This is a genomic window from Streptomyces sp. SS7 (assembly GCF_037993025.1).
Classification (GTDB): Bacteria; Actinomycetota; Actinomycetes; order Streptomycetales; family Streptomycetaceae; genus Streptomyces.
Window position 1 is genome coordinate 8,179,275 of record NZ_CP141223.1, and the last position, 24,582, is coordinate 8,203,856.

Annotated in this window: 22 protein-coding genes and 1 pseudogene; 13 read left to right on the plus strand and 10 right to left on the minus strand. The window is 73.8% G+C overall.

Annotation, left to right across the window (positions count from 1 at the left end):
• Window positions 1–169: 169 nt before the first annotated feature.
• The 3 genes and pseudogenes from U5640_RS37620 to U5640_RS37630 all read left to right on the plus strand — a co-directional run bounded on the left by U5640_RS37620 (window position 170) and on the right by U5640_RS37630 (window position 3,725).
• Window positions 170–1,342 (plus strand): acyl-CoA dehydrogenase family protein, encoded by a 1,173-nt coding sequence (locus tag U5640_RS37620; protein WP_340383272.1) that lies wholly within the window; start codon window positions 170–172, stop codon window positions 1,340–1,342.
• Between the two features lie 150 nt (window positions 1,343–1,492).
• Window positions 1,493–2,618 (plus strand): annotated as a pseudogene (locus U5640_RS37625) (hypothetical protein).
• Window positions 2,619–2,621: 3 nt separating this feature from the next.
• Complete coding sequence (locus U5640_RS37630; RefSeq protein WP_340383274.1) at window positions 2,622–3,725, plus strand: phosphotransferase family protein; 1,104 nt, start codon at window positions 2,622–2,624, stop codon at window positions 3,723–3,725.
• A 46-nt stretch (window positions 3,726–3,771) separates the two neighbouring features.
• Here U5640_RS37630 and U5640_RS37635 read toward each other — a convergent pair whose 3' ends face one another.
• Window positions 3,772–4,206, minus strand: a complete 435-nt coding sequence (locus tag U5640_RS37635; RefSeq protein WP_340383276.1) for a hypothetical protein — start codon at window positions 4,204–4,206, stop codon at window positions 3,772–3,774.
• A 240-nt stretch (window positions 4,207–4,446) separates the two neighbouring features.
• Here U5640_RS37635 and U5640_RS37640 point away from each other — a divergent pair, with 240 nt between their 5' ends.
• From U5640_RS37640 to fxsA, 4 genes are all read left to right on the plus strand, one after another.
• Window positions 4,447–4,887, plus strand: coding sequence for an Lrp/AsnC family transcriptional regulator (locus U5640_RS37640; protein ID WP_067249881.1), 441 nt, complete (start codon window positions 4,447–4,449; stop codon window positions 4,885–4,887).
• Window positions 4,888–5,009: 122 nt separating this feature from the next.
• Complete coding sequence (locus U5640_RS37645) at window positions 5,010–6,626, plus strand: amidohydrolase (protein WP_340383278.1); 1,617 nt, start codon at window positions 5,010–5,012, stop codon at window positions 6,624–6,626.
• A 568-nt stretch (window positions 6,627–7,194) separates the two neighbouring features.
• Window positions 7,195–8,127, plus strand: coding sequence for a polyprenol monophosphomannose synthase (locus U5640_RS37650; RefSeq protein WP_340383280.1), 933 nt, complete (start codon window positions 7,195–7,197; stop codon window positions 8,125–8,127).
• A 46-nt stretch (window positions 8,128–8,173) separates the two neighbouring features.
• Window positions 8,174–8,719 carry an FxsA family membrane protein gene (fxsA, locus tag U5640_RS37655; RefSeq protein ID WP_340383282.1) on the plus strand — a complete coding sequence of 182 codons (546 nt, stop codon included), beginning with the start codon at window positions 8,174–8,176 and terminating at the stop codon, window positions 8,717–8,719.
• A 296-nt stretch (window positions 8,720–9,015) separates the two neighbouring features.
• Here the strand turns inward: fxsA and U5640_RS37660 are convergent, their stop codons facing one another.
• The 4 genes from U5640_RS37660 to U5640_RS37675 form a co-directional block, all read right to left on the minus strand.
• Window positions 9,016–9,390 (minus strand): RNA polymerase-binding protein RbpA, encoded by a 375-nt coding sequence (locus U5640_RS37660; protein WP_055637205.1) that lies wholly within the window; start codon window positions 9,388–9,390, stop codon window positions 9,016–9,018.
• 278 nt (window positions 9,391–9,668) lie between these two features.
• Complete coding sequence (locus tag U5640_RS37665) at window positions 9,669–11,027, minus strand: MFS transporter (protein ID WP_340383285.1); 1,359 nt, start codon at window positions 11,025–11,027, stop codon at window positions 9,669–9,671.
• 54 nt (window positions 11,028–11,081) lie between these two features.
• A complete protein-coding gene (locus tag U5640_RS37670) occupies window positions 11,082–11,849 on the minus strand; it encodes a glycerophosphodiester phosphodiesterase (RefSeq protein WP_340383287.1) in 768 nt (255 codons plus the stop codon).
• The gene (locus tag U5640_RS37675) at window positions 11,846–12,550 is read right to left on the minus strand and encodes a hypothetical protein (protein ID WP_340383289.1); all 705 of its coding nucleotides are present in this window, start codon (window positions 12,548–12,550) and stop codon (window positions 11,846–11,848) included. Before U5640_RS37675 ends, U5640_RS37670 begins: the two co-directional genes overlap by 4 nt.
• A 64-nt stretch (window positions 12,551–12,614) precedes the next feature.
• On the opposite strand from U5640_RS37675, the gene U5640_RS37680 reads away from it, so the two are divergent.
• Complete coding sequence (locus tag U5640_RS37680) at window positions 12,615–14,114, plus strand: PLP-dependent aminotransferase family protein (RefSeq protein ID WP_340383291.1); 1,500 nt, start codon at window positions 12,615–12,617, stop codon at window positions 14,112–14,114.
• A 235-nt stretch (window positions 14,115–14,349) separates the two neighbouring features.
• Here U5640_RS37680 and U5640_RS37685 read toward each other — a convergent pair whose 3' ends face one another.
• Entirely contained in the window at window positions 14,350–15,918 is a 1,569-nt protein-coding gene (locus U5640_RS37685; RefSeq protein ID WP_340383293.1) for a hypothetical protein, read from the minus strand.
• A gap of 52 nt (window positions 15,919–15,970) precedes the next feature.
• On the minus strand, window positions 15,971–16,165 hold the full coding sequence (locus U5640_RS37690; RefSeq protein ID WP_055638461.1) for a hypothetical protein: 195 nt from the start codon (window positions 16,163–16,165) through the stop codon (window positions 15,971–15,973).
• A 276-nt stretch (window positions 16,166–16,441) separates the two neighbouring features.
• Between U5640_RS37690 and U5640_RS37695 the strand changes: the two genes are divergently transcribed.
• The 5 genes from U5640_RS37695 to U5640_RS37715 all read left to right on the plus strand — a co-directional run bounded on the left by U5640_RS37695 (window position 16,442) and on the right by U5640_RS37715 (window position 22,112).
• Complete coding sequence (locus U5640_RS37695; RefSeq protein ID WP_340383295.1) at window positions 16,442–16,849, plus strand: ankyrin repeat domain-containing protein; 408 nt, start codon at window positions 16,442–16,444, stop codon at window positions 16,847–16,849.
• A 330-nt stretch (window positions 16,850–17,179) separates the two neighbouring features.
• Complete coding sequence (locus tag U5640_RS37700) at window positions 17,180–18,601, plus strand: HEAT repeat domain-containing protein (RefSeq protein ID WP_340383297.1); 1,422 nt, start codon at window positions 17,180–17,182, stop codon at window positions 18,599–18,601.
• A gap of 228 nt (window positions 18,602–18,829) precedes the next feature.
• Window positions 18,830–19,957, plus strand: coding sequence for a glycosyltransferase family 1 protein (locus U5640_RS37705; protein WP_340383298.1), 1,128 nt, complete (start codon window positions 18,830–18,832; stop codon window positions 19,955–19,957).
• Between the two features lie 71 nt (window positions 19,958–20,028).
• Window positions 20,029–21,192 carry a glycosyltransferase gene (locus U5640_RS37710; RefSeq protein WP_340385561.1) on the plus strand — a complete coding sequence of 388 codons (1,164 nt, stop codon included), beginning with the start codon at window positions 20,029–20,031 and terminating at the stop codon, window positions 21,190–21,192.
• The gene (locus U5640_RS37715; protein WP_340383300.1) at window positions 21,189–22,112 is read left to right on the plus strand and encodes an SGNH/GDSL hydrolase family protein; all 924 of its coding nucleotides are present in this window, start codon (window positions 21,189–21,191) and stop codon (window positions 22,110–22,112) included. Before U5640_RS37710 ends, U5640_RS37715 begins: the two co-directional genes overlap by 4 nt.
• A gap of 141 nt (window positions 22,113–22,253) precedes the next feature.
• On the opposite strand, the gene U5640_RS37720 is transcribed toward U5640_RS37715, so the two are convergent.
• Genes U5640_RS37720 through U5640_RS37730 form a run of 3 tightly spaced genes read right to left on the minus strand, consistent with a single transcriptional unit; the run spans window position 22,254 to window position 24,507 of the window.
• The gene (locus tag U5640_RS37720; protein ID WP_340383302.1) at window positions 22,254–23,123 is read right to left on the minus strand and encodes a biotin-dependent carboxyltransferase family protein; all 870 of its coding nucleotides are present in this window, start codon (window positions 23,121–23,123) and stop codon (window positions 22,254–22,256) included.
• A complete protein-coding gene (locus tag U5640_RS37725; protein ID WP_340385563.1) occupies window positions 23,120–23,746 on the minus strand; it encodes an allophanate hydrolase subunit 1 in 627 nt (208 codons plus the stop codon). Before U5640_RS37725 ends, U5640_RS37720 begins: the two co-directional genes overlap by 4 nt.
• Before the next feature lie 2 nt (window positions 23,747–23,748).
• Window positions 23,749–24,507 carry a 5-oxoprolinase subunit PxpA gene (locus U5640_RS37730; RefSeq protein ID WP_340383304.1) on the minus strand — a complete coding sequence of 253 codons (759 nt, stop codon included), beginning with the start codon at window positions 24,505–24,507 and terminating at the stop codon, window positions 23,749–23,751.
• Window positions 24,508–24,582 lie beyond the last annotated feature (75 nt).

The following is a 24,582-nucleotide window of genomic DNA, read 5'->3' on the forward strand; positions in this document are numbered from 1 at the left end:
GGAGGCCCACGCTCTTCCGCCCCGGTCGTACGCCCTTCCACCCCCCGCTCGTACGCCGGTCCGCCCGGCCGTCCGCCCCGGTCGCGGAGTCGCCCCGCCGTGCGGAGGTCGCGCCCCGCGGGCATACTCACAGCGCGAAGCCGCAGGCCGGCAGCTGAGGAGGTGCGGCATGGGCGAGCCCGCTCCGACACCGGTGGACCGCCTCCTGCCCACGCGGGAGGCACGGGAACTGCTCGCCCTCGTCCGGGACATCGCCCGTCGGGAGATCACTCCGACGGCCGCCGAGGAGGAGGCCGCGGGACGCTTCCCGCGCGAGCTGTTCACCCTCCTGTCCGCGTCGGGGCTGCTCGCCCTGCCGTACGACTCCCGGTACGGCGGCGGCGACCAGCCGTACGAGGTCTACCTCCAGGTCCTGGAGGAACTCGCCGCGGCCCGGCTCACCGTGGGGCTCGGGGTCGGCGTCCACACCCTGGCCGCCTACGCGCTGGCCGCCCACGGCACCGACGCCCAGCGCGCCGCGCATCTGCCGGGCGTGCTCGGCGGCGGGCTGCTCGGCGCGTACTGCCTGTCCGAACCCGCCTCCGGCTCGGACGCGGCCGCGCTGCGGACCAGGGCCGTACGGGACGGCGGCGACTGGGTGATCGACGGCACCAAGGCCTGGACCACCCACGGCGGGATCGCCGACTTCTACACCGTCCTGGCGCGCACCGGCGGCGAGGGGCCGCACGGGATCACCGCCTTCCTCGTGCCCGGTGACGCCGAGGGGCTGACCGCCGCGCCACCCGAGCGGAAGATGGGGCTCAAGGGCTCGCCCACCGCCCAGCTCCACTTCGACGGCGTCCGGGTGGGCGACGACCGCCGCCTCGGCGCGCAGGGCGAGGGCTTCGCGATCGCCCTGGCCGCGCTGGACTCCGGGCGCCTCGGCATCGCGGCCTGCGCGGTCGGCCTCGCCCAGGCGGCCCTGGACCAGGCCGTCGCCCACGCCACCGAGCGCCGGCAGTTCGGCCGGCCCCTCGCCGACTTCCAGGGCCTGCGCTTCCTGCTCGCCGACATGGCCACCCGGGTCGAGTCGGGCCGCGCCCTGTATCTGGCGGCGGCCCGGCTGCGGGACGCTGGCCGGCCGTTCGCCCGGCAGGCGGCGATGGCCAAGCTGCACTGCACGGACGCCGCGATGCAGGTCACCGTCGACGCCGTCCAGGTGCTCGGCGGCTACGGCTACACCGCCGACTTCCCCGTCGAGCGCCATCTGCGCGAGGCCAAGGCCCTCCAGATCGTCGAGGGCACCAACCAGATCCAGCGGATGGTCATCGCCCGGCATCTGCTGGGCCCGCAGCCGCGCTGAACCGCCCCGGCCGCAGGTCGCGGTGGAGGGGCGGGCCCCGCTCCGCTTTCGGCCGGTACCGACCCTGGCCGCAGCGGTGCATCTGACGTACCGTCAGCCGCGATGCAGCTGGCGTACCGTCACATACCTTGCCTGCGGACAGGAGCGCCCATGGCCGACGACCGCCCCGTGCCGCTCGACGAGTACCCCGTCCATCAGGTGCCCCTGTCGATGAAGCACGTGGCGACCGGGGACCGCAACGCCTACGACCGCTGCATCTTCCATGTCCTCGACCACCGGGGCAGCACCCTGCTCGTCGCCGGCCTCGGCGTCTACCCCAACCTCGGCGTGATCGACGCCTACGCGACCCTCCGCCGCGGGGACTCCCTGCACGCCGTCCGCGCCTCCGACGCCCTCGGAGAGGACCGGATGCGTCTGGAGGTCGGCCCGCTGCGCATCCGCGTCGAACGCCCCCTGCGCGACTTCGTGCTCAGCTGCGCCGCCGATCCCGACGACCCGGACGGACTGTCGTACGAGATCCACTGGTCGGCCGACTTCCCGGCCCTGTGGGAACCGCACCACCAGCAGCGGCGCGGCGGCCGGCTCACCCTGGAGGGCAAACGGTTCGTGCAGGCCGGCCGGTGCGTGGGGTGGCTGCGGGCGGGCGGGGAGACGACCCGGCTGACGGCGGGTGCCTGGACCGGTACCCGGGACCGCAGCTGGGGCGTGCGCCCGGTGCCCGGGGAGGAGGGCGGCCGGCTGGCGCGGGAGCATCCGACCGAGGGCTTCCACTGGATCTGGTGCCCGGTCCGCTTCGACGACCGCTTCCTGATGGTCATCACCCAGGAGGACGCCGACGGCCACCGTTCCCTCAACGAGGCCACCCTCGTGCGCCCCGGCCGGCGGGACCGCCAACTCGGCTGGCCCCAGGCCGAGATCACCTACCGGCCCGGCACCCGTCATCCCGAGCGCGCCCTCGTCCACCTCGCGGACGTCCGCAAGCCGCTGGAACTGGAGGCGGAGATCCTCACCTCCTCCCCCCCTCGCGATCGGCGCCGGCTACCCGCCCGCCGACGACTGGCAGCACGGCACCTGGCAGGGCCCGCGCTGGACCGACCGCCGCACCTACGACCTGACCGTCCCCCACCCCCGGGCCGCCTACGGGGTGACGGACCACGCGGCCCGCTTCCGGCTCGACGGCCAGACCGGCTACGGCATCTTCGAGCACGGCTCCTTCGGCCGGCACGACCCGAGCGGCTTCACCGGCTTCGACTCGGTCGCGCCGCAAGGAGGGTGAGTCATGACGACGGCACCGCGACCGCGCACCACCACCCGGGACCCCGACGAGCTGACCCGCCGGCTCACCGACTGGCTCGGCACCCGGCTGCCCGGGGCCCGGGCGACCGGAGTGACCGTGCCCGCCTCCAACGGCCTGTCCAGCGAGACCCTGCTCTTCGACCTCGACCACCCCGAACCACCGCTGCGGCGCTGCGCGTTGAGACTCGCGGCGGACCCGGCGGCGTACACCGTCTTCCCCGTGTACGACATGGTCCGGCAGTACCGCACCCTGCGCCTGGTGGCCACGCACACGGACGTGCCCGTACCGCGCGTGCTGTGGCTGGAGGAGGACCCGGCCCCGCTCGGCGCCCCCTTCTTCGTCATGGAACGCGTCGAGGGGCGGGTACCGCCCGATGTCATGCCGTACACCTACGAGGGGAACTGGCTGCACGCCGCGAGCGACGCGGACCGCGAGCGCCTGGAGGGCGCGACGATCGGCCTGTTGGCTCGGCTCCACGACCAAGCGCCCGTCGACGAGGCCGAGTTCCTCGCGTTACCCGGTGAAGGCGACGCCCTGCGTCGGCATGTCACGGCCCAACGCGCCTACTACCACTGGGTGGTCGCCGGACTCGCCCCGTCACCGCTGATCGAGTCCGCCTTCGACCGGCTGGAGGACCTGTGGCCGAAGGAAGCGGCCCCGTCCGTCCTCAGCTGGGGCGACGCACGCATCGGCAACATCGTCTACGACGGGTTCGCCCCCGCCGCCGTCCTCGACTGGGAGATGGCCGCGCTCGCCCCGCGCGAGGTCGACCTCGGCTGGACCGTCTACCTGCACCGCTTCTTCCAGGACCTGACAGCTGCCTCCGGACAGTGCGGACTGCCCGGCTTCCTGCGCCGCGACCGGGTGGAGGAGCGCTACGCGCGGCTCACCGGGCACACGCCGCGCGACATGGACTTCCACACGCTGTACGCGGCGCTGCGGCACGCGATCGTCATGCTGCGGATCGCCTACCGCCAGGCGTACTTCGGCGAGGTGGCCGTGCCGGCGGATCCGGACACACTGATCCTGCACCACGGCAGCCTGCGGGCCATGGTGCAGGGCAGCTACTGGGAGACGGGCTCCTGAGGGACGCGCTCGGGGGAGTCGGACCCCGGAGCGGAGGCGTCGCGGCTCAGGCGGCCTGGCGGCGCATCGCCGGTACGCGCATCGGGCGCGAGCCCGGGCCGCCGACGTGCGAGAAGGGCTGCATACGCCAGTCGAGCCCCTGAGGGAGCGTCAGCACGACCGCGATGTCCTGCTCCTGGGCCGACTCGGACTCGTCCGCAGACCGGGCCTCGGACGCCGAACGCCCGGTGCCGGCGCAGACCGTGAGCCCGAACGGGTTCCACGGCGAGGCGCACAGCGCGTGCTCCGGCAGGACCTGCTCGTCCTCCAGCAGCGCGATGGACTGTGTGCAGTCCGGGCAGACCACCCGGAACATCTCGAAGGTGTCGTACGCGTCGAGCTCGTCGGCGTCGAACGCGTCGGGTTCGACGCCCTCCGGCTCGGGCTCGACCACGGACAGCCGCTTGGGCGCGGTGCGACCAGGGCGCTTAGGACTCTGCATGGGATTCTCCCCCTCGGGCTGGGCCGCAAGGCACTGAGGCCTCGACCACAGCAAGCACTTCCCAGACCGTCTCGGCGGTAATCACGAGCCCCTCACGAAGCCCCTGCGTGTGCTGTGGTCTTCGTCACATGCCATCCGCAGGTGCCAACGCATCGCGGCCGTCCGGCAGATCACGAACCGGGTGTGAGCTGGACGGCACGGGTATCCGCGGAGATCACACGCACGGTAGGTTCTTGCGCCATGGAGGAGCTGGACCGCCACATCGTGCAGCTGCTCGTCAAGGACGGGCGGATGAGTTACACCGACCTGGGCAAGGCCACGGGCCTGTCCACGTCGGCCGTGCACCAGCGGGTGCGCCGGCTGGAACAGCGCGGTGTCATCCGGGGGTACGCGGCCGTCGTCGACCCCGAGGCCGTCGGGCTGCCCCTGACCGCCTTCATCTCGGTGAAACCGTTCGACCCCAGCGCCCCCGACGACATCTCCGACCGGCTGGCCGGCGTGCCCGAGATCGAGGCCTGTCACAGCGTCGCGGGCGACGAGAACTACATCCTCAAGGTGCGGGTGGCCACCCCGCACGAGCTGGAGGAGCTGCTCGGCCGGATCCGCGCCCTCGCCGGGGTGTCGACCCGGACGACCGTCGTCCTGTCCACGCCGTACGAGGCGCGCCCGCCGCGGATCTAGTGCCGTGACCGGGAAGCCGCCGGGCGCAGGGTGGACGGCGGGCACGGGCTCGGGAGGCCGGGCGGCTCCTTCGCGGTGCCCCAGGTGTCCAAGCGCTCCCGTGGCGCGAGAAACTGTCGGTCATGAGTGAGCGCACGCCCGAGCCGAAGACCGTCCTCCTCCGCCGCGGAGAGGTCCACAGCCCCGCCGACCCGTTCGCGACCGCGATGGTCGTCGAGCGCGGACAGGTCGCCTGGGTCGGCTCGGAGGGCGCGGCCGACGCCTTCGCGGACGGCGTCGCCGAGGTGGTCGACCTGGACGGCGCCCTCGTCACCCCGGCGTTCACCGACGCGCACGTCCACACCACCTCCACGGGCCTCGCCCTGACCGGCCTCGACCTGTCGTCCGCCCCTTCCCTCAGGGCGGCCCTCGCCCTGGTACGGGACTTCGCCGCCGCCCGCCCGCGGGACAAGGTGCTGCTCGGACACGGCTGGGACGCCTCCCGCTGGCCCGAGGGGCGCGCCCCCCGCCGGGCCGAACTGGACGAGGCCACCGGCGGCCGGCCGCTCTACCTCAGCCGGATCGACGTCCACTCGGCCGTGGTCACCACCGCCCTGCTCGAGCTGGCCCCCCGCACCCGCACCGAGCCCGGCTTCGCGGACGGCGAGCCGCTCACCCGCGATGCCCATCACACGGCCCGCGCCGCCGCGTTCGCGGCCGTGACGCCCGCGCAGCGCGCCGAGGCCCAGCGGACCGCCCTCGCGCGCGCCGCCTCGCTCGGCATCGGCTCCGTCCACGAGTGCGGCGGCCCCGAGATCTCCTCCGAGGACGACTTCACGGACCTGCTGCGGCTCGCCGCCGAGGAGAGCGGCCCGCGGGTCGTCGGCTACTGGGCCGAACGCGACGTCGACCGGGCCCGGGAGCTCGGCGCGCTCGGCGCCGCCGGGGACCTGTTCGTCGACGGCGCCCTCGGCTCCCACACCGCCTGCCTGCACACCCCGTACAACGACGCCGCCCACACCGGCACCGCCTACCTGACCGCCGCCGAGGTCGCCGCCCATGTGGTCGCCTGCACCGAGGTCGGCCTCCAGGCGGGCTTCCACGCCATCGGCGACGCCGCCGTGACCGCCGTGGTGGAGGGGGTCCGGGCGGCCGCCGAGAAGACCGGCCTCGCCCGGATCCGCGCCGCCCGCCACCGCCTCGAGCACGCCGAGATGCTGACGCCCGAGACCGTGGCGGCCCTTGCCGAGCTGGGCCTGACCGCCTCCGTGCAGCCCGCCTTCGACGCCCTGTGGGGCGGCGACGACGGCATGTACGCCCAGCGGCTGGGCGTGGAGCGGGCCCGCACCCTCAACCCCTTCGCGGCCCTGCTGCGGGCCGGGGTCCCGCTGGCGTTCGGCTCCGACAGCCCGGTCACGCCGCTCGACCCGTGGGGGACGGTCCGTGCCGCCGCCTTCCACCGGACCCCCGGCCACCGCGTCTCCGTACGCGCCGCCTTCACCGCCCACACCCGAGGCGGCTGGCGGGCGATCGGCCGCGACGACGCCGGGGTCCTCGTCCCCGGCGCCCCCGCGGACTACGCGGTCTGGCGCACCGACGCCCTGGTCGTCCAGGCACCCGACGACCGGGTGGCCCGCTGGTCCACCGACCCCCGTTCCGGCACCCCCGGTCTGCCCGACCTCACCCCCGGCACGGACCTGCCCGTGTGTCTGCGCACGGTGGTGGCCGGAAGGACGGTGTTCGTACGGCCGGGCGAGTGATCTCCGGGGCCGGTGCGGGGAAGATCACCCGTCCGCACGCCGAGGTGTGTCCCCCGCCACCTCCCCGCTGACCAGGGCATTGACCGCAAAGCCGCAGGTCGAACCGCTGTTGACAGCCGATGGCCGAAGGCGGGTAGGTTCGGCCGGGTCCACCACCGGACGCCCCGCCGCAGAACGTCCGCGCACTCGCGGCGGCGCCGCTGGGTCAGGGACGGTGTGCCGCACCGGGGCACCGCCACTGGCAGCCAGGCTCAGCGCCAGCGCCGCAGCGAGGGAACGTTCCGTCCGGCCGGGGAGGTGTGACCCGGGTGGGGCCCGGGCGCTCAGTAGACAACGGCTTTCGGTCGACCCGCAGCCAGCGGGCCCCAGGTCGGCCCGAAGGGCGCCGGGCCCCCATCCGCAGCACGCTTCGACGCATCCGGTCGGGGTACGTTCGTACATACAAGGTCAAAAGTTTCTTCTTACCCCGCTCTTGGGGAATCGACACCACCATTCGATCGTCCTGTCACGTCATCGCAGGCGGTGGCCACTATGGTGGTGGCCTGCGTACGGACACGAAGGGGCAGCAGTGAACGACGGCGACGGGACCCTCGCGGCACAGAGGCGGGGGAGGCAGTTCGGCCCGCTCGGCACCGCCTTGGTGATCATTCCGACCTACAACGAGGCGGAGAACATCAAGGGCATCGTCGGCCGGGTGCGCGAAGCCGTTCCCGAGGCCCATGTCCTCGTGGCCGACGACAACAGCCCCGACGGCACCGGCAAGCTCGCGGACGAACTCGCCGCCGCGGACGACCAGGTCCGGGTCCTGCACCGCAAGGGCAAGGAGGGCCTCGGCGCCGCCTACCTCGCCGGCTTCCGCTGGGGCCTGCAGAACGGCTACGGCGTCCTCGTGGAGATGGACGCCGACGGCTCCCACCAGCCCGAGGAACTGCCCCGCCTGCTCACCGCGCTCAAGGGCGCCGACCTGGTGCTGGGCTCCCGCTGGGTGCCGGGCGGCCGGGTGGTGAACTGGCCCAAGTCCCGCGAGTTCATCTCCCGCGGCGGCAGCCTCTACTCCCGCCTCGCCCTGGACCTGCCGCTGCGTGACATCACCGGCGGCTACCGGGCCTTCCGGCGCGAGACCCTGGAGGGCCTCGGCCTGGAGGAGGTGGCCTCCCAGGGCTACTGCTTCCAGGTCGACCTCGCCCGCCGCGCCATCAAGGCCGGTTTCCACGTCGTCGAGGTCCCCATCACCTTCGTCGAGCGTGAACTCGGCGACTCCAAGATGAGCCGGGACATCCTCGTCGAGGCGCTGTGGCGGGTCACGGCGTGGGGCGTGGGAGAGCGCGTGGGCAAGATCACGGGCCGGGGCGCCGACCAGTCCGAACCGGCGCGGACGCGGGCCGAGGACTCCGCCCCGGCCACCCCGGCTTCGGTCCCGGCGGCCAAGGCCTCCGCCCCGGCCGCCCCCGGCGCTCCGGAGCCCGGCGGGGCGGCCGTGGAGCCCCCTCACGAGGGCTGATCGTCCTCTTATGCCGCTCTGAGCCGGGTCCGGGCACACTGGGAGTATGACGACTGGCGCTCCGATCCCGACCTACCCCGTTTCCGGCTCCGACTCCGCTCCCACCCGCCCCCGGCGCTCGCGCCTGCGGACGTTCCTGCCGCTCGGGCTCGCCGCCTGGCTGGTGCTGGAGATCTGGCTGCTGTCCACGGTCGCGGCCGCGACGAGCGGGTTCGTGGTCTTCCTGCTGCTCGTCGCCGGTTTCGCCCTCGGTTCCGTGGTCATCAAGCGGGCGGGCCGCCGCGCCTTCAGCAACCTCAACGAGGCCCTCCAGCGAGGCGGATCCCCCTCGAAGGGCTCGGGCAACGGGCTGATGATGCTCGGCGGCCTGCTGCTGATGATCCCCGGCCTGCTCTCGGACGCCGCCGGCCTGCTCCTGCTGCTCCCGCCGGTCCAGAAGGCGATCGGTGCCTACGCCGAGCGCAAGTTCCTGGCCGCCGCGGCCCCCGGCTCCCTGGGCGACGCCTTCCAGCAGGCCCGCATCCACCGCCCGGACGGCAAGGTCGTCCAGGGCGAGGTGATCAGGGACGAGCAGAAGGACGAGCAGAAGTAGACGGGCACGGGTGGAGGCGCGGAAGAGCGTGACACAACGACCGCGGAAGAGCGTGACACAACGACCGCGGAAGAGCGTGACACAACGACCGCGGAAGAGCGTGACACAACGACCGCGGAAGAGCGTGACACAACGACCGCGGAAGAGCGTGACACAACGACCGCGGAAGAGCGTGACACAACGACCGCGGAAGAGCGTGACACAACGACCGCGGGCGCCGTACGTATCTCACGTACGGCGCCCGCGGTCATGTGCGTGCGCTGAAATCCCGGCTCGCTGAAATGCCGGCTTTTCCGCTAGGCCGACTTGCGGCTGTCCCGGGGATGCACCGCAAGGTTCATCGCCCCGGACCGCAGAACGGCCAGACGCTCCTCGAGGACCTCTTCGAGTTCCTCGCGGGTCCGCCGCTCCATCAGCATGTCCCAATGCGTACGCGCGGGCTTGGCCTTCTTCTCCTCAGGGCCGTCGCCGTCCACGAGGAGTGCGGTGGCACCACAGACCTTGCACTCCCACTCCGGCGGGATCTCCGCCTCGACCGAGAAGGGCATCTCGAACCGGTGCCCCTTCTCGCATGCGTACTCCACGGCCTGGCGCGGGGCCAGGTCGATACCGCGGTCCGTCTCGTAGCTGGTCACCACGAGGCGCGTGCCGCGAAGAGCTCGCTCACTCATGAATCGTGCCTCCCGGGCTTGTCGCCCACAGGACAGGTGTCGCTGTCGTCGTCGTCCGGTCAACGTCCGGTCGGCGGTAAAGATTCCCGTTCCGAGTCCCGTTCCGGGTCCTGCGTCGCCGTCGTAGCCGCAGCCTTGTCATCCAGTGCAGTACCCACCGGCGCCCGGTTTGTCACATCTGCAAGGAGATGTCACCCAGCGTTTCGGCATCTTTGACGCGCAGTAACGGTACGCCTGGCAGGCCAAACGCGTACACTACCGCCCTTTCGCCTTGAGCGCTAAATCTTCTCGGGCACCGGATTTCCGGCGGCCCCGATCGCCCGCCGCACCGGAACCCGCGCGAGCAGCACGAACCCTATGACGAAGAAGGCCACCAGGGAGATGATCGCGTCCCGGTAACTTCCGGTGAACTGGTAGGTGATCCCGAACAGCAGCGGCCCGAGCCAGCTCATCCCGCGGTCGCTCATCTCGTACGCGGAGAAGTACTCGGCCTCCTTGCCCGGCGGCACGAGATGGGAGAACAGGGACCGGGACAGCGCCTGGCTGCCCCCGAGGACCAGGCCGATCGCGGAGGCGAGCAGGAAGAAGCCCACCGGGGCCCCGGCCGGCAGGAAGTACCCCGCCCCGAGGGTCAGCGTCCACGCCACCAGCGAGCCGAGGATCGTCCGCTTCGCGCCGTACGTCCGGGCCAGCCGCCCCATGCCCAGGGCGCCCGCGACGGCCAGCACCTGGACCAGCAGGACGGCGCCGATGAGGGTGGACTGGCCGAGACCGAGTTCCTCGGAGCCGTAGACCGACGCCTGCGAGATCACCGTCTGGATGCCGTCGTTGTAGATGAGGTAGGCGAGGAGGAAGGAGAGGGTGAGGGGGTGGCGGCGCATGTCGCGGATCGTCGCCACGAGCTGGCGCAGCCCCGGAGCCGTCGCCTCCCGGGGGACGGCAGGCCCGGTGCGGCCCCGGTCGCGCAGCCGCCGCAGCGGGATGATCGCGAACCCGCCCCACCACACACCCGCCGAGGCCAGACAGATGCGCACGGCCGTCGACTCCGAGACGCCGAAGGAGTCATGGGCGAGATAGAGGACCAGGTTCACGATCAGCATCAGCGAACCGGCCGCGTAGCCGAAGGCCCAGCCGCGCGAGGAGACCGCGTCGCGCTCCTCGGGCGGGGCGATCTGCGGGAGGTAGGAGTTGTACAGCATGGTGCCGACCGACATGGACGCGTTCGCCACGACCAGCAGCGCCCCGCCGAGCAGATAGCGGTCGCCGCCGAGGAAGAACATGCCGGTGGTCGCCGTGGCCCCCACGTAGGCGGTGACCCCCAGCAGCCGCTTCTTGCGCCCGGTGCGGTCGGCCGCGGCGCCCACCAGCGGCATCACGACCACCGCGAGGATCACCGACAGGGACACGGAGTACGCGAAGAACGACCCGGCCCGCACCGGTATGCCGAGCGGGTGCACATACCCGTCGGTGTCCGCCGCCTCCTTGGCCACGGACGTCAGATAGGGCCCCAGGAACACGGTGAGCACGCTCGCCGAGTAGACGGAGCACGCCCAGTCGTAGAAGTACCAGCCGCGCTGTTCGCGCCGCCGCTCGGCGGCCTCGTCGGACGCCGCCGTCCGCACGGTGTCGGTGCCCACCCGTGCCCTCGCTTCCCGCTGGTGCGAAGGCGTGCGATGACGGTGTGCGGCGGGTCAGACCCAGACGCCCCGGTCCTCCATGACCTTGCGCAACGTGTCGATGTGATCGGTCATGATGCCATCGACTCCCAGGTCCAGGAGCCGGTGCATGGCGTCGGCATCGTTGATGGTCCACACGTGCACCTGCAACCCCCGCGCATGCGCGACCCGGACGAAACGCCGGTCCACCACCTGGATGCCCGACTGGGTCTCGGGGACCTGCGCGGCCACCGCCGAGGGCCGCAGCGCCGCGGGCACCCCCCAGGACCGCAGCCGCAGGTTGAGCACGCCCCGGGTGCCGTACGACGTCGCCAGGCGCGGCCCGGCCAGCCGCTGGGCGCGCACGACCCGGGCCTCGGAGAACGAGCCCACGCAGACCCGGTCCCAGGCGCCGGTGCGCGCGATCAGGTTGAGCAGGGGGTGCAGCGCCGGTTCCGCCTTGATGTCCACGTTCCAGCGCACCTCGGGAAAGCTCTCCAGCAGCTCCTCGAAGAGCGGCACCGGCTCCTTGCCCGCCACGCGCGCGTGGCGTACGTCCGCCCACGGCAGGTCGGCGATCCGGCCGGCGCCGTCGGTGACCCGGTCCAGCGTCCCGTCGTGGAAGGCGACAAGCTTGCCGTCCCGGGTGGCGTGCACATCGGTCTCGAGGTAGCGGTACCCCGTCTCCACCGCGCGCCGGAACTGCGCCACGGTGTTCTCCAGACCGTCCGCGGCCCCGCCGCGGTGCGCGAACGGGATGGGCCCCGGATGGTCGAGGTAGGGGTGGCGTATGAGGGTGGTCACCTGCGCAGTATCGCCCCATGGGGTGTCCCCGTGGCAACGACCGCGCTGCCGTCGGATGCCTTCGGAACGGCGAACGCCCGCAGGAAGAACTGGGCGAGGGGCCCGATGGACAGCGCGTAGAGCAGGGTGCCGACGCCGACGGTGCCGCCGAGCGTGAATCCGGTCACCACGACGGCCACCTCGATCGCCGTCCGCATCAGCCGGATCGAGCGGCCGGTGCGCCGGTGCAGGCCGGTCATCAGGCCGTCGCGCGGGCCCGGCCCGAAGGCGGCGGTGATGTACAGGCCGGTGGCCACGCCGTTGAGCAGCACGCCGGCCAGCAGGAGAGGAACGCGCACGGCCAGGGCGTGCACCTCCGGGACCAGGGCCAGAGTGCCGTCCATCGCGAGCCCGACCACGAAGACGTTGGAGACGGTGCCGAGTCCGGGGCGCTGGCGCAGCGGGATCCACAGCAGCAGCACCACCGCGCCCACGGCGATCGACACGACACCGATCGTCAGACCGGTGAGCTCGGCCAGGCCCTGGTGCAGGACGCCCCACGGCTCCAGGCCGAGGCCCGCCTCGACGAGCAGCGCGGCGCTCGCGCCGTACAGGGCGAGCCCGGCGTACAGCTGGAGCAGTCGGCGGACCAGAGGTCCCCTCGCGGACCGGTGTGGCGTGGACAAGGGAGGCTCCCTGGTGGTGGTAGTGGCCTGACGCATGACACTCTGTGGCTGGGAAGGAATCGGCATCCATGGCCAATTCAGGGAAGGTGGACTGGTAACCATGGCGCAGTGGACCTCCGCGGTGGGGGCCGCCCAGCTCGCACGGCTGCTCAAGTCCCAGCAGGACCGCCCGGCCGGCCCCGGTACCCGGCGTCCGCCCGCCTACCGGGCGCTCGCCGACGGGATCCGGCTGCTCGTGCTGGAGGGCAGGGTGCCGGTGGCCGCGCGGCTGCCCGCCGAACGCGAACTGGCCCTCTCCTTCGCCGTGAGCCGGACGACCGTCGCCGCCGCCTACGAGGCGCTGCGCGCGGAGGGCTTCCTGGAGTCCCGGCGCGGGGCGGGCAGCTGGACGGCGGTCCCGGCCGGCAATCCGCTGCCCGCGCGCGGACTGGAACCCCTGCCGCCGGAGGCCCTCGGCTCGATGATCGACCTGGGCTGCGCGGCCCTCCCGGCACCCGAGCCGTGGCTCACCCGCGCCGTCCAGGGCGCGCTCGAGGAACTGCCCCCGTACGCCCACACCCACGGCGACTATCCGGCGGGCCTGCCCGTGCTGCGCGCGATGATCGCCGACCGCTACACCGCGCGCGGGATCCCGACGATGCCCGAGCAGATCATGGTGACGACCGGTGCCATGGGCGCGATCGACGCGATCTGTCATCTCTTCGGCGGGCACGGCGAACGCATCGCCGTCGAGTCGCCCTCCTACGCCAACATCCTCCAGCTCATGCGCGAGGCGGGGGCCCGGCTGGTGCCCGTCGCCATGGCCGAGGGGCTCACGGGCTGGGACCTGGACCGCTGGCGCCAGGTGCTGCGCGAGGCCGCGCCGCGGATCGCGTACGTCGTCGCCGACTTCCACAACCCGACCGGGGCCCTGGCCGACGAGGACCAGCGGCGGCGGCTGGTGGAGGCCGCCCGGTCGGCCGGGACCGTGCTGGTGGCCGACGAGACGATGACCGAGCTGTGGCTCGACGACGACGTGGAGATGCCCCGGCCCGTGTGCGGCTTCGACCCCGCCGGGTCGACGGTGATCACGGTCGGTTCGGCGAGCAAGGCGTTCTGGGCGGGGATGCGCATCGGCTGGGTACGGGCGGCCCCGGACGTCATCCGCAGCCTGGTCGCGGCCCGCGCCTACGCCGATCTGGGCACCCCCGTCCTGGAACAGCTCGCGGTGAACTGGCTGTTCAGCACCGGAGGCTGGGAGCAGGCCGTCGATCTGCGGCGGGCCCAGGCCCGGGAGAACCGGGAGGCGCTGGTCGGGGCGCTCCGGCGGGAGCTGCCCGACTGGGAGTTCGCCGTCCCGAAGGGCGGGCTGACGCTCTGGGTGCGGGCCGGGGGCCTGTCCGGCTCGCGCATCGCCGAGGCGGGCGAGCGGGTCGGGGTCCGCGTCCCGTCCGGCCCGCGCTTCGGGGTCGACGGCGCCTTCGAGGGATTCGTCCGCCTCCCGTTCACGGTGGGCGGCGCGGTGGCCGACGAGGCGGCGACCCGCCTGGCGGCGGCGGCGAAGATCGTACGGAGCGGGGGGACGGCGGGCACCGAGCCACCGCGCACGTTCGTGGCCTAGGGGACCGGCCGGGCCACGGCCACTGCCCGCTGGCTACGGCCACCTGTGCTGCCGGGGCGGCGTCCACCTCCGGTCGTGCCGTTGGGGTGGCGTTCGCCTCCGCTGGCTGCGGGTCATCGTGCCGCCGGGCCCTCCGTCGACGGGGGTGAGTGAGACCCACCCCCGCCCCCCTCTAGGGGGTGTTGCGAACCCCCAGAGCACGCACCGGACACCGCGGGCACCGCACAGGACTTTCCTAGGCCTCGGCCACGGCAGCCGCCTCCACGGGGAGTGCCACCGGCTCCGCGTCCGCGGGAGTGCTCCGTGGCGGCAACAGCTCCAGCACCGCCTGCCGCTGCGTCTCACTCGTCGCGTCGTCGTACGGATCCGGGGTGGCCGGCACCTGAAGCCGGTGCACCGGCCCCGCTCCCAGCCGCGCGTACCCCCGCCCCGGCGGGACCTGCTCCACGGGCGTGGTGTGCGGGGGAGCGCCGAGGACCGCGGCGAGCCGACCCGCCGAGGCGGGCCCGAGCACGACCCGCGCGCGCGTGTGCTGCCGTACGGCGTCGCTCAGCAGGTCGAGGCTGTCGAACTGTTCGGCCACGACCACGGTGACCGAGGCCGCGCGGCCGTGCCGCAGCGGAACCTGGAGCAGGGACTGCGGGTCCGCGCGGCCGTCCGCCTCCGCGAGCGGGGTGAAGGCGGTGGGCCGGTCGAGGAGGATCCACAGCGGACGCCGGGTGTCCTCCGGCGGGGTCTGCCCCGCCTGGCGGGCCTGGTTGGCCGCGATCAGACGTCGCTCGGTCTCCTGGGCCGCCCACTCCAGTCCGGTCAGCGCCCCCGCGAGCGCGACCTCGACGCCCAGGACGCCGTCCCGGCCGGTGAGGCAGGCGTACTCGCCGGTGCCGCCGCCCTCGACGACCAGGACGTCGCCGTACTGGAGGGCCTGGAGCGCGAGGGAGCGCAGCAGGGTGGAGGTGCCGCTGCCGGGCTGGCCGACCACCAGCAGATGCGGCTCGGTGGAGCGGGCGCCGGTGCGCCAGACGACCGGGGGGACGTCGCGCTGTTCCGTGCCGTGGGTGAGCGGGAGCGTGCGCTGGACGCGGGTGGGGTCGGTGAAGCCGAGGACGGCCTCGCCGGGCGCGGTCACGAAGCGCTGGGCGGCGATGTCGGTGGGGAGCGGGGCGAGGACCCCGACCGTGAGTTCGTTGCCCTCCTCGTCCCAGGTGAAGAGGTACTCGCGGCCGCGCCCGGACTTCGCGGTGAGCAGCAGTTCGACCCGCGCGCGGTGCTCGGCCTCGCCGTCCGGGAAGTAGGCCGGGTAGCGGATCACGAGCTGGGTGACGCGGCCGGCGCCGTCGAACTCGTACGCCGGAAAGGCCTTCTCCCACTCGCCGCCGTGGGCGTAGAGGGGAGAAGGGTCCTCGGCCGTCGAGAAGTACGGGACCAGGGCCTCGTACAGCGACTGGAGCCGCTGGGTCTGCGACTCGTCGGGGCCCTCGGGATCCGGTGGGGTGCGGTCCCGGCCCTGCCAGGCCGCCGCCGCCATCAGGGTGATGACGGCGAGCAGCGGGCCGTACGGCACGAGCACCACGACGAGGATCACCGAGGCCGCCAGGAACAGCAGCGGGCCGCGCCTGTCCTTGGGCGTCTCGGCCCATCTGCGCAGGCCGGCCGAGGCCAGCCGGCGCAGACCGCGCGTGATCGTGATCAGTGGTTGGAGGACGTCGGTGGCGCTGTCGGCCGCCGTCCGGGCCAGATCCCGGCTCCGGGCGAGCTGCGCGTTGCCTGTGCTCAGGATGCGGGGGAGGGGGCGCCGGGCCACTGCTGTCTCCTGATCGTGCGTACGGAAGGAACGGTCGGCGGGAGGGGCGGCGTCAGAACTTGATGCCGCCGAGCAGGCCGGCCAGGCTCTCGCCGCCCGCCTTGATGCTCGGGGCGATGGCCGTGCTCGCCAGGTAGAAGCCGAACAGCGCCGAGACGCAGGCGTGCGACGCCTTCAGTCCGTCCTTGCGGAAGAAGAGGAAGACGATGATGCCGAGCAGGACGACGCCTGACATGGACAGGATCATTGGGGATCTCCTGGTTCGCGTGGGGACAGTCACCATGAGTACTTCCAGGATCACAGGATGTATCCATACGATAAAAGGTGCAACTGGATGATTTTCCGTGCATTCCACCCCGATGGCGGAGCATTTGCTGGGCTGCCTGAGCAGGAGAATTGCGGCGAACGGGTCGCTCCGTGATCTTTGCCTCGGACGGGACCGCCCATGTGCGGCACGAGCCAGTACCCTGGCGATTCACCTGAACGGTTGAGTCGAGCTGTGAACGAGAGGCGGTCCAGGCCGATGACTGAAGCCCCCGACCCCGAGGTCGTGGAGCTGGCCACCAAGATCTTCGATCTGGCCCGGCAGGGGCGGACCGAGGAGCTCGTGGCATACGTGGACGCGGGCGTTCCGGCGAACCTCACCAACGACCGCGGCGACTGCCTGGTGATGCTCGCCGCCTACCACGGCCACGCCGACGCGGTACGGGCCCTGCTGGGCCGTGGCGCCGAGGCCGACCGGATCAACGACCGGGGGCAGACCCCGCTCGCCGGGGCCGCGTTCAAGGGCGAGACGGACGTGATCAAGGTCCTGCTGGAGGCGGGCGCCGACCCGTCCGCGGGCACCCCCTCGGCCGTCGACACGGCCCGGATGTTCGCCCGGGTCGAGTTGCTCGAGCTGTTCGCGGCCCCGCGGGCCGGCGGCTCCTAGCCGTCCACCGACGGCTTGCGATCAGGTCATACGAAGTTTTTGAGCAGGTAAACGGACGACCACGGGGGAGGCGGTACAAGGCCGCCGGAAATATCGGTCGCGGCAGGCAGAAGCGCCGGGTCATCATGACGACGTGATTCACGGACGTGAGGGCTGGGCAGGTGTTGCCGCACCGCGCGGGCCGTGATGCGGTCCGCATGGGCCACCGACGAGAGGCAGAGGAAGATGGTCTACAGCAAGCAGGAAACGGCGGGCGCCCCGACGTGTTGTCACGCGGCCAGGTAGTGCACGTCCCCGGTTGCGTCGACGCTTGATGTGAGGCTGTTTCCCATGTTCGATCCGGTCATAGCGCCCAGCGGTACCCTGCTCGGCCTCCTCCAGAGGGGCCGAGGCGACGGTACGCTGCACGCGCTCACCGCCCCGCGCGCCGAAGCGCTCGCGGCACTGAACCACTGTGTGTTGCGCGATCCCCGCCACGACTGGCAGGTGGAGAACCGCTCCCTCTACTACGCACGTCTCTACCTCGACCTCAGCGGCGAGCTGGACGAGATCGAGGCGCACCTCTTCGACGTCGAGGACGCCTTCGACACCGAGGAGTCGCGCACGGGCCTGACCCTGGCCGTCCTCGGCCATCTGGCCTCCTACGGCCGGCGGGACGCCCTGGAGCTGCTCCGCCGGTACGCCACCACCGGCACCAACTGGGCCTGGGCCCTGGACGAGCTGGCCCTGCGCGACGACGACGCCGGACTGCGCGCCCTGGCCGCACCGGTGCTCGCGCGGTTCGCCACCGACGCCGAGGGCGAGGCCGAACTGGCCGCCGCCGTCCGGGACGCCTTCGAGCCAAGGCCCTGGCGCCTGTGGGCCGAGGACCCCCGCGAATACGTCTCCACGCGCGTGCGTACCGCCCAGGAGGCCGGCTGTTTCGACCGCTGGCAACGCCAGATGAGTCCCACCGGACCGCGCCCCGGCTGGAGCGTCCGGGCCGTCTTCGAATGGGCGCAACAGGGCCTGGAGCGCGGCGCCGCCCTGCATGTCCCCGCCGCCCGCTGCCTCACCGCCGTGGCGGGCCCCGAGGACCGCCCGGAGATCGTGCAGGCCGCCAAGGACGGCACCGACGGGGCCCGCTGTACCGCCCTGCGCTATCTCGCCGACTGCAACGACCCCGACGCCCTGACCCTCGTCGAGCGGGCCGTGACCACCGGCTCCACCGCCGTCGTGGACGCCGCCGTCGACGCCTTCGAACGCATGCGCAGCATCGCCGCCGTCGAACGGGCCCGCGGCTGGGCCCACCGGCCCGACGCCCTGGGCGCCGCCGCCGGACGCATGCTCGCCTGTCGCGGCGGCACCAAGGACAGCGACCTCGTCCTGGGCGCCCTGCGCGAGGCCGTACGCGGCGAAGGCTGCGACGCCCCCACCCTGTGGACCCTCGTCGACGGCGCCGGACGCCTCGGCATCGTCTGCGCCGCCCCCGTGCTGCGCCACATCTACCGCGAGACGGCCTCCTCCCATCTGCGCGGGCGCTGCGCCCGCGCCCTCGCCGCCACCGACCCCTCGTTCGCCACCGGCTTCGCCGTCGAATGCCTGTGGGACTGCGAGGAGGCCACCCGGGAGATCGCCGCCCGGCACGCCGAGACCGGCGACGCCCGGGTCGTCGAACGCCTCCGGCGGCTCGCCGCCGACCCCGCCGAGGAGGCCGAGGTCCAGACGGCCGTACGCAGCCGCATCGGACCGGATCCGGCGTCCGCGATGTAGCCACAGGGACCGGCCGGGCGCCGCCGGAGCGGCCGACGTGCGCCCGCCCGGTGAACGCCGGATGACCCAGGGGTCAGGCGGGCGTGGACACTGTCCGACCTGCTGGGGAACCGGCGGCGCGGGCCGTTCGGCGTGCGCCGGCGCACGCAGCGCAACGCTCATGGGACGTTTGTCGGCAGGAAAGATCCACGTTGACGCGGCCACGTCCAGGGCGGCGACAACACCGGTATGCGTGTCGTCATCGTGACCGAATCCTTTCCCCCCGACGTGAACGGCGTGGCCCACTGCGCGCTCCAGACCGCCCGGCACCTCGTAGATCGCGGTCACTCCCCGCTCGTCGTCGCACCGGCCACCGCCGCCGGTACCGGGCCCGACGCCTCGGCGCCGTGCCCCGTCGTCCGTGTCCCCTCCCTCCCGCTCCCCGGCTACCCCCAGGTCCGCGTCGCCCTCCCCAGCCGGCGTGTCGCCGCGGCCATGGCCGAGCACCGCGCCGACGTGGTCCACCTGGCCAGCCCCTTCGTCCTCGGTGTGCGTGGCATGACGGCCGCCGCGCGGCTCGGCATCCCCGCCGTCGCCGTGTACCAGACCGACCTGGCCGGGTACGCACGCACGTACATGGGCGCCGGCGAGGCCACCGCCTGGCGGCGCATCCGCTCCGTCCACGCCGCCGCCGACCTGACCCTCGCGCCCTCCAGCGCCGCCCGGCACGACCTGGAGACGCATGGCATACCCCGGGTCAAGCTGTGGCAGCGGGGCGTGGACACCGTCCGCTTCCGCCCCGAGCACCGTGACGAGAGTCTGCGCCGCGAGCTCGCCCCCGACGGCGAACTGATCGTCGGCTACGTCGGCCGGCTCGCCCCCGAGAAGCAGGTCGAACTGCTGTCCGGAGTGTGCGGTCTGGACGGCGTACGGGTCGTGGTGGTGGGCGACGGGCCGAGCCGCGCCCACCTCGACGAGGCCCTGCCCGGCGCCGTCTTCCTCGGCCGCCGCACCGGCGACGAACTGGCCCGGATCTTCGCCTCGCTGGATGTCTTCGCGCACACGGGCCCCTTCGAGACGTTCTGCCAGACCGTGCAGGAGGCCATGGCCAGCGGTGTGCCGGTCGTCGCGCCCGCCGCCGGCGGCCCGCTGGACCTGGTCGCCCACGGCCGCACCGGCCTGCTCTTCCCGCCGCGCGACACGGCTGCCGTACGGGACGCGGTGGCGGCCCTCGCCGCCGACCCGGCGCTGCGCAGGGCGTACGGGGCCGCGGGGCGCGCCACGGTCGAGGGGCGCACGTGGGCCGCCGTCGGCGACCAGCTCATCGGCCACTACGGGGACGTGCTGTCCGCGCGACGCCTGGTGGTGGCGGCATGACCGGCGGACCGGCCGACGGCGGCGTGGGCAGTGGTGCGGGTGGTGGCGTGGGCGGTGGCGTGGGCGGTGGCGTGGGCGGCGGGCCGCTGCGGATCGTCCGCCTGGCCAACTTCGTGGCCCCCGCCTCGGGCGGGCTGCGCACCGCGCTGCGCGAACTGGGCAAGGGCTACCTCGCGGCGGGCCACGAACCCGTCCTGATCGTGCCGGGCGAGCGGGCGAGCGACCGCGACACCGAACAGGGGCGGGTGATCACCCTGCCCGGACCGCTGCTGCCCGGCACCGGCGGCTATCGCGTCCTCACCGACAGGCGCCGTCTCGCCCGCCTCCTGGAAGACCTCGCGCCGGACCGCCTGGAGGTCTCCGACCGTACGACACTGCGCTGGACCGGCAAGTGGGCGCGGCGCGCCCGGGTCCCGGCCGTGATGGTCTCCCACGAGACCGCCGACGGGGTGCTGCGCACCTGGGGCCTGTCCGAGGCCACCGCCCGGCGCGCCGCCGACGCGCTCAACATCCGTACGGCGCACACCTACGCGCGCGTGGTGTGCACCACCGAGTTCGCCGAACGGGAGTTCGTCCGGATCGGCGCGCGGAACGTGGTGCGTGCCCCGCTCGGCGTCGACCTCGTCGCCCGCCGTCCCTCGCTGTACGACGCGGGTGTCCGGGCCCGCCACGCGCGCGAGGACGAGATCCTGCTGGTCACCTGCACCCGGCTGTCCGTGGAGAAGAAGCCCGGTACCGCGCTGGACGCCCTGGAGGCGCTGGTGGCGCGGGGTGCGCGGGCGGTGCTGGTGATCGCCGGGGACGGGCCGCTGCGGCCGCGCCTGGAGCAGCGCGCCCGCGAACGCGGCCTGCCGGTGACCTTCCTCGGGCATGTCGCCGACCGGGACGCCCTGGGCGCGCTCCAGGCCAGTGCCGACGTGTGCCTGGCGCCGGGGCCTGCGGAGACCTTCGGGCTGGCCGCCCTGGAGGCGATGGCCTGCGGGACGCCGGTCGTCGTGAGCGCGTCCTCGGCGCTGCCCGAGGTGATCGGCGAGGCGGGCGCGGTCGCCGCCGACCGGGGCGGTGCCTTCGCCGACGCCGTGGAGAGCCTGCTGGAGCGCTCCGTGCCGGACCGCCGGGAGGCGGCACGCGCGCGGGCGGAGTGCTTCGGATGGGGGACGGCCGTGGAGGCGTTCCTCGCGGCGCACGACGCGACGGTACGGGTGCGTTCCGTCGTGACCGGAGGGGTCGGATGAGACGCCTCCGTTTCGTCGCCCTCGGCGACTCCCTCACCGAGGGGGTGGGGGACCCGGCCGGCGACGGGTGGCGCGGCTGGGCCGCGCTGCTCGCCGACGGGCTCACCGAGGAGGCCGCGGGGCTCTCCCGGTCTGCGGGGGCTGCGGGCGCCGGGGGGTGCGCGGGGCCGGCGGCGTCCGGCGGGGCCGTGGAGTTCACGAACCTCGCGGTCAGCGGCGCGCAGACGCGGGACGTGCTGGAACGGCAGCTCCCGGCCGGGCTCGCGCTGCGGCCCGACCTGGTGTCGGTCGTCGTGGGCGTCAACGACACGCTCCGCTGCACCTTCGACATCCACGCCGTCGCCGCCCGCCTCGACACGGTGTACGCCGCCTTCGCCGAGCAGGGCGCGGTGCTGCTCACCGCGTGCCTGCCCGACCCGGGGGCCATGCTCGGCCTGCCCGGAGCCCTCGCCCGTCCGCTGGCCCGGCGGCAGCGCGCGGTCAACACCGTCGTGCACGCGCTGTCCGAACGGTACGGGGCCGTCCATCTGCACGCGGCGGAGGGCGCCTGGCTGACGGACCGCGAGATGTGGAGCGCGGACCGGCTGCACCCGGGCGAACGGGGGCACCGGCAGCTGGCCGTGCGCTTCCACGCGCTGCTGGCCGAGGCGGGCCTCGCCACCGGACCCGCGCCCTCGCCCGAGCCGGAGCGCCCGGCGCCGACGACCTCCGCGAGCCTGTGGTGGCTGGCGACGGCGGGCACCGGCTGGGTGGCCCGGCGCTGCACCGACCTGCTGCCCCAGCTGCTCGGGCTGGCCGCCGACGAGATGCGCCACCGCGCGCGGGGGACGAGCGCCCGGCTCGACCTGCGGGCGTCGGCGGCGGTCTCCGCGGCACTGGCGGCGCTGTCCGCGACGGAACCGCAGCCGGACGCCGCCTAGGGCGCCGCCTGGAACGCCGCCTGGAACGCTGCCCCGGGCGACGGCACCGGACGCGGCGGTGACGTGGTGACCGGTGTCCGCACCGGCCTCGTCACCGCTTTCGTCTCCGGCGCCGCCACCGCGCTCTCGTCACCGGCGCCCTCACCGCCGTCGTACCGCCACGAAGCGGACCGGGGTGCCCGGTACCGCCTGGGCGGCGGCCGGGAGATCGGCCGCGCGGACGACCCCGATCACCGGGTAGCCCCCGGTGGTCGGATGGTCGGCGAGGAAGACCACCGGCTGGCCGTCGGGGGGCACCTGGACGGCGCCCAGCACCATGCCCTCGCTGGCCAGCTCGCCGGGCAGGGCCCGCTCCAGCACGGGCCCCTCGGTACGCAGACCGATGCGGTTGCTCGCCGGGGACACGCGGTACGCGCGCGTGGTGAAGACACCGACCGCCTCCGGCGTGAACCAGTCCGCGCGCGGGCCGAGCGTGACGCGCAGGACGAGTTCGGCCGGGGGAGCGGCCTGCGGGGCGACGTCCACGCGCGCGTGCGCCGCCGGTTCCGGGCCCAGGGGCAGGACCGTACCGTCCGTGAGGGGCGCGGGACCGAGCCCCGAGAGCAGGTCGGTGGAGCGGCTGCCGAGGACCGGCTCGACGGTGACGCCGCCGGACACACCCACGTAGCCGCGCAGACCGGACACGGCCGGCCCGACGTCGAGGACCGCGCCGGCGGGCACCCGGACCGGCGCGCCCCAGGCGACCGGACGCCCGTTCACCGTGACCGGGCAGGGCGCGCCCCCGACCGCGACGGTGACGGCGCAGCGGGGCCGCAGGGCGCAGCCGTTGACGGTGGTCTCCAGGACCGCCGCCCCGGGCGGGTTGCCGACGAGCCGGTTGACGAGGGCCGCGGCGGGCGCGTCGAGCGCACCGGAGCGCGGGACGCCGAGGTGGGCGTGACCGGGCCGCCCCTGGTCCTGCACGGTGGTGAGGGCCCCCGCGCGGACGACCGAGAGAGCGCGGTCCGTCACCCGGCACCCACCGCCTCCACGGCGACGAACCGCACGCGCGTACCCGGCGAGAGCAGCGCGGCCGGCACCCGCGCGTGGTCCCACAGCACCACGTCCGTGCTGCCGATCAGCTGCCAGCCGCCCGGCGACGCACGCGGGTACACGCCCGTGTACGGCCCGGCCAGCGCCACCGAGCCGGCCGGCACCGCCGTGCGCGGCGTGGCCCGGCGCGGGACGTCGTGGCTCGCGGGCAGGCCCGTCAGATAGCCGAAGCCGGGCGCGAAACCGCAGAACGCGACCCGGAACTCGGTCCCCGCGTGGATACGGGCCACCTCCCGCGCGGAGACACCCCACTGGGCGGCGACGTCCGCGAGGTCGGGGCCGTCGTAGCGCACCGGCAGCTCGACCACCTCGGCGGCCCGCGGGGGAGAGGGAGGGATCTCGGCGGCCGTCAGCTCCGACGTCAGACGGACCGGGTCGGGCACGCCGTCCAGGAGCACCGTCCGGGCCGCCGGGACGATCTCCCGGACCGTCAGCAGCCCGGCCGCGCGACGGCGTACCAGCTCGGCGTGCAGGGACTCCGCCGCGGCGCCCGAGTCCACCTCGACCAGAAGGGCGTCGTCGCCGACCGGCAGGACACGCAGGCTCATGCGAAGGCCTCCACGCGCACCCCGGACTCCTCCAGCCGCCGCCTGACCCGGCGCGCCAGCTCCACCGCGCCCGGCGTGTCGCCGTGCAGGCACAGGGAACGCGCGCGTACCTCGATGATCGATCCCGCTGCGGAGGCGACCGTACCGGCACGGGCCAGGCTCACCGACCGCTCCACGACGGTCGCCGGATCGGTGACCACGGCGCCGTCCAGGCCACGCGGCACGAGCGTGCCCTGGTCGGTGTACGCCCGGTCCGCGAACGCCTCCGTGACCGCCGGTAGACCCGCCTTCCGCGCCGCGTCCAGCAGCCGCGAGCCGGGCAGCCCCAGCACGGGCAGCGCGGCATCGGCGAGGAGCACCCCCTCGACCACCGCGGCGGCCTGCTCCTCGTCGAGCACCACCCGGTTGTAGAGCGCGCCGTGCGGTTTGACGTACGCCACGCGCGCGCCCGCCGCCCGCGCGAAGACCTCCAGGGCGCCGATCTGGTACGCCACCTCGGCGGCCAGTTCGGCGGGCGGCACGTCCATGGCGCGCCGCCCGAAGCCGGCCAGGTCGCGGTAGGAGACCTGGGCGCCGATCGTCACGCCCCGCTCGGCCGCCAGCTCGCACACCCGCCGCATGGTGGCCGCGTCCCCGGCGTGGAAGCCGCAGGCCACGTTGGCGCTGGTCACCACGGACAGCAGCTGCTCGTCGTCGGTGAGCCGCCAGCGGCCGAAGCCCTCTCCGAGGTCGGCGTTCAGATCGATCGCGCTCATGGTTCCTTCCTGATGTCAGGCTGTCTGCTGTCCAGCCTTCTGCTGTCCGGCTGTCCGGCTGTCTGCTGTCCTGAT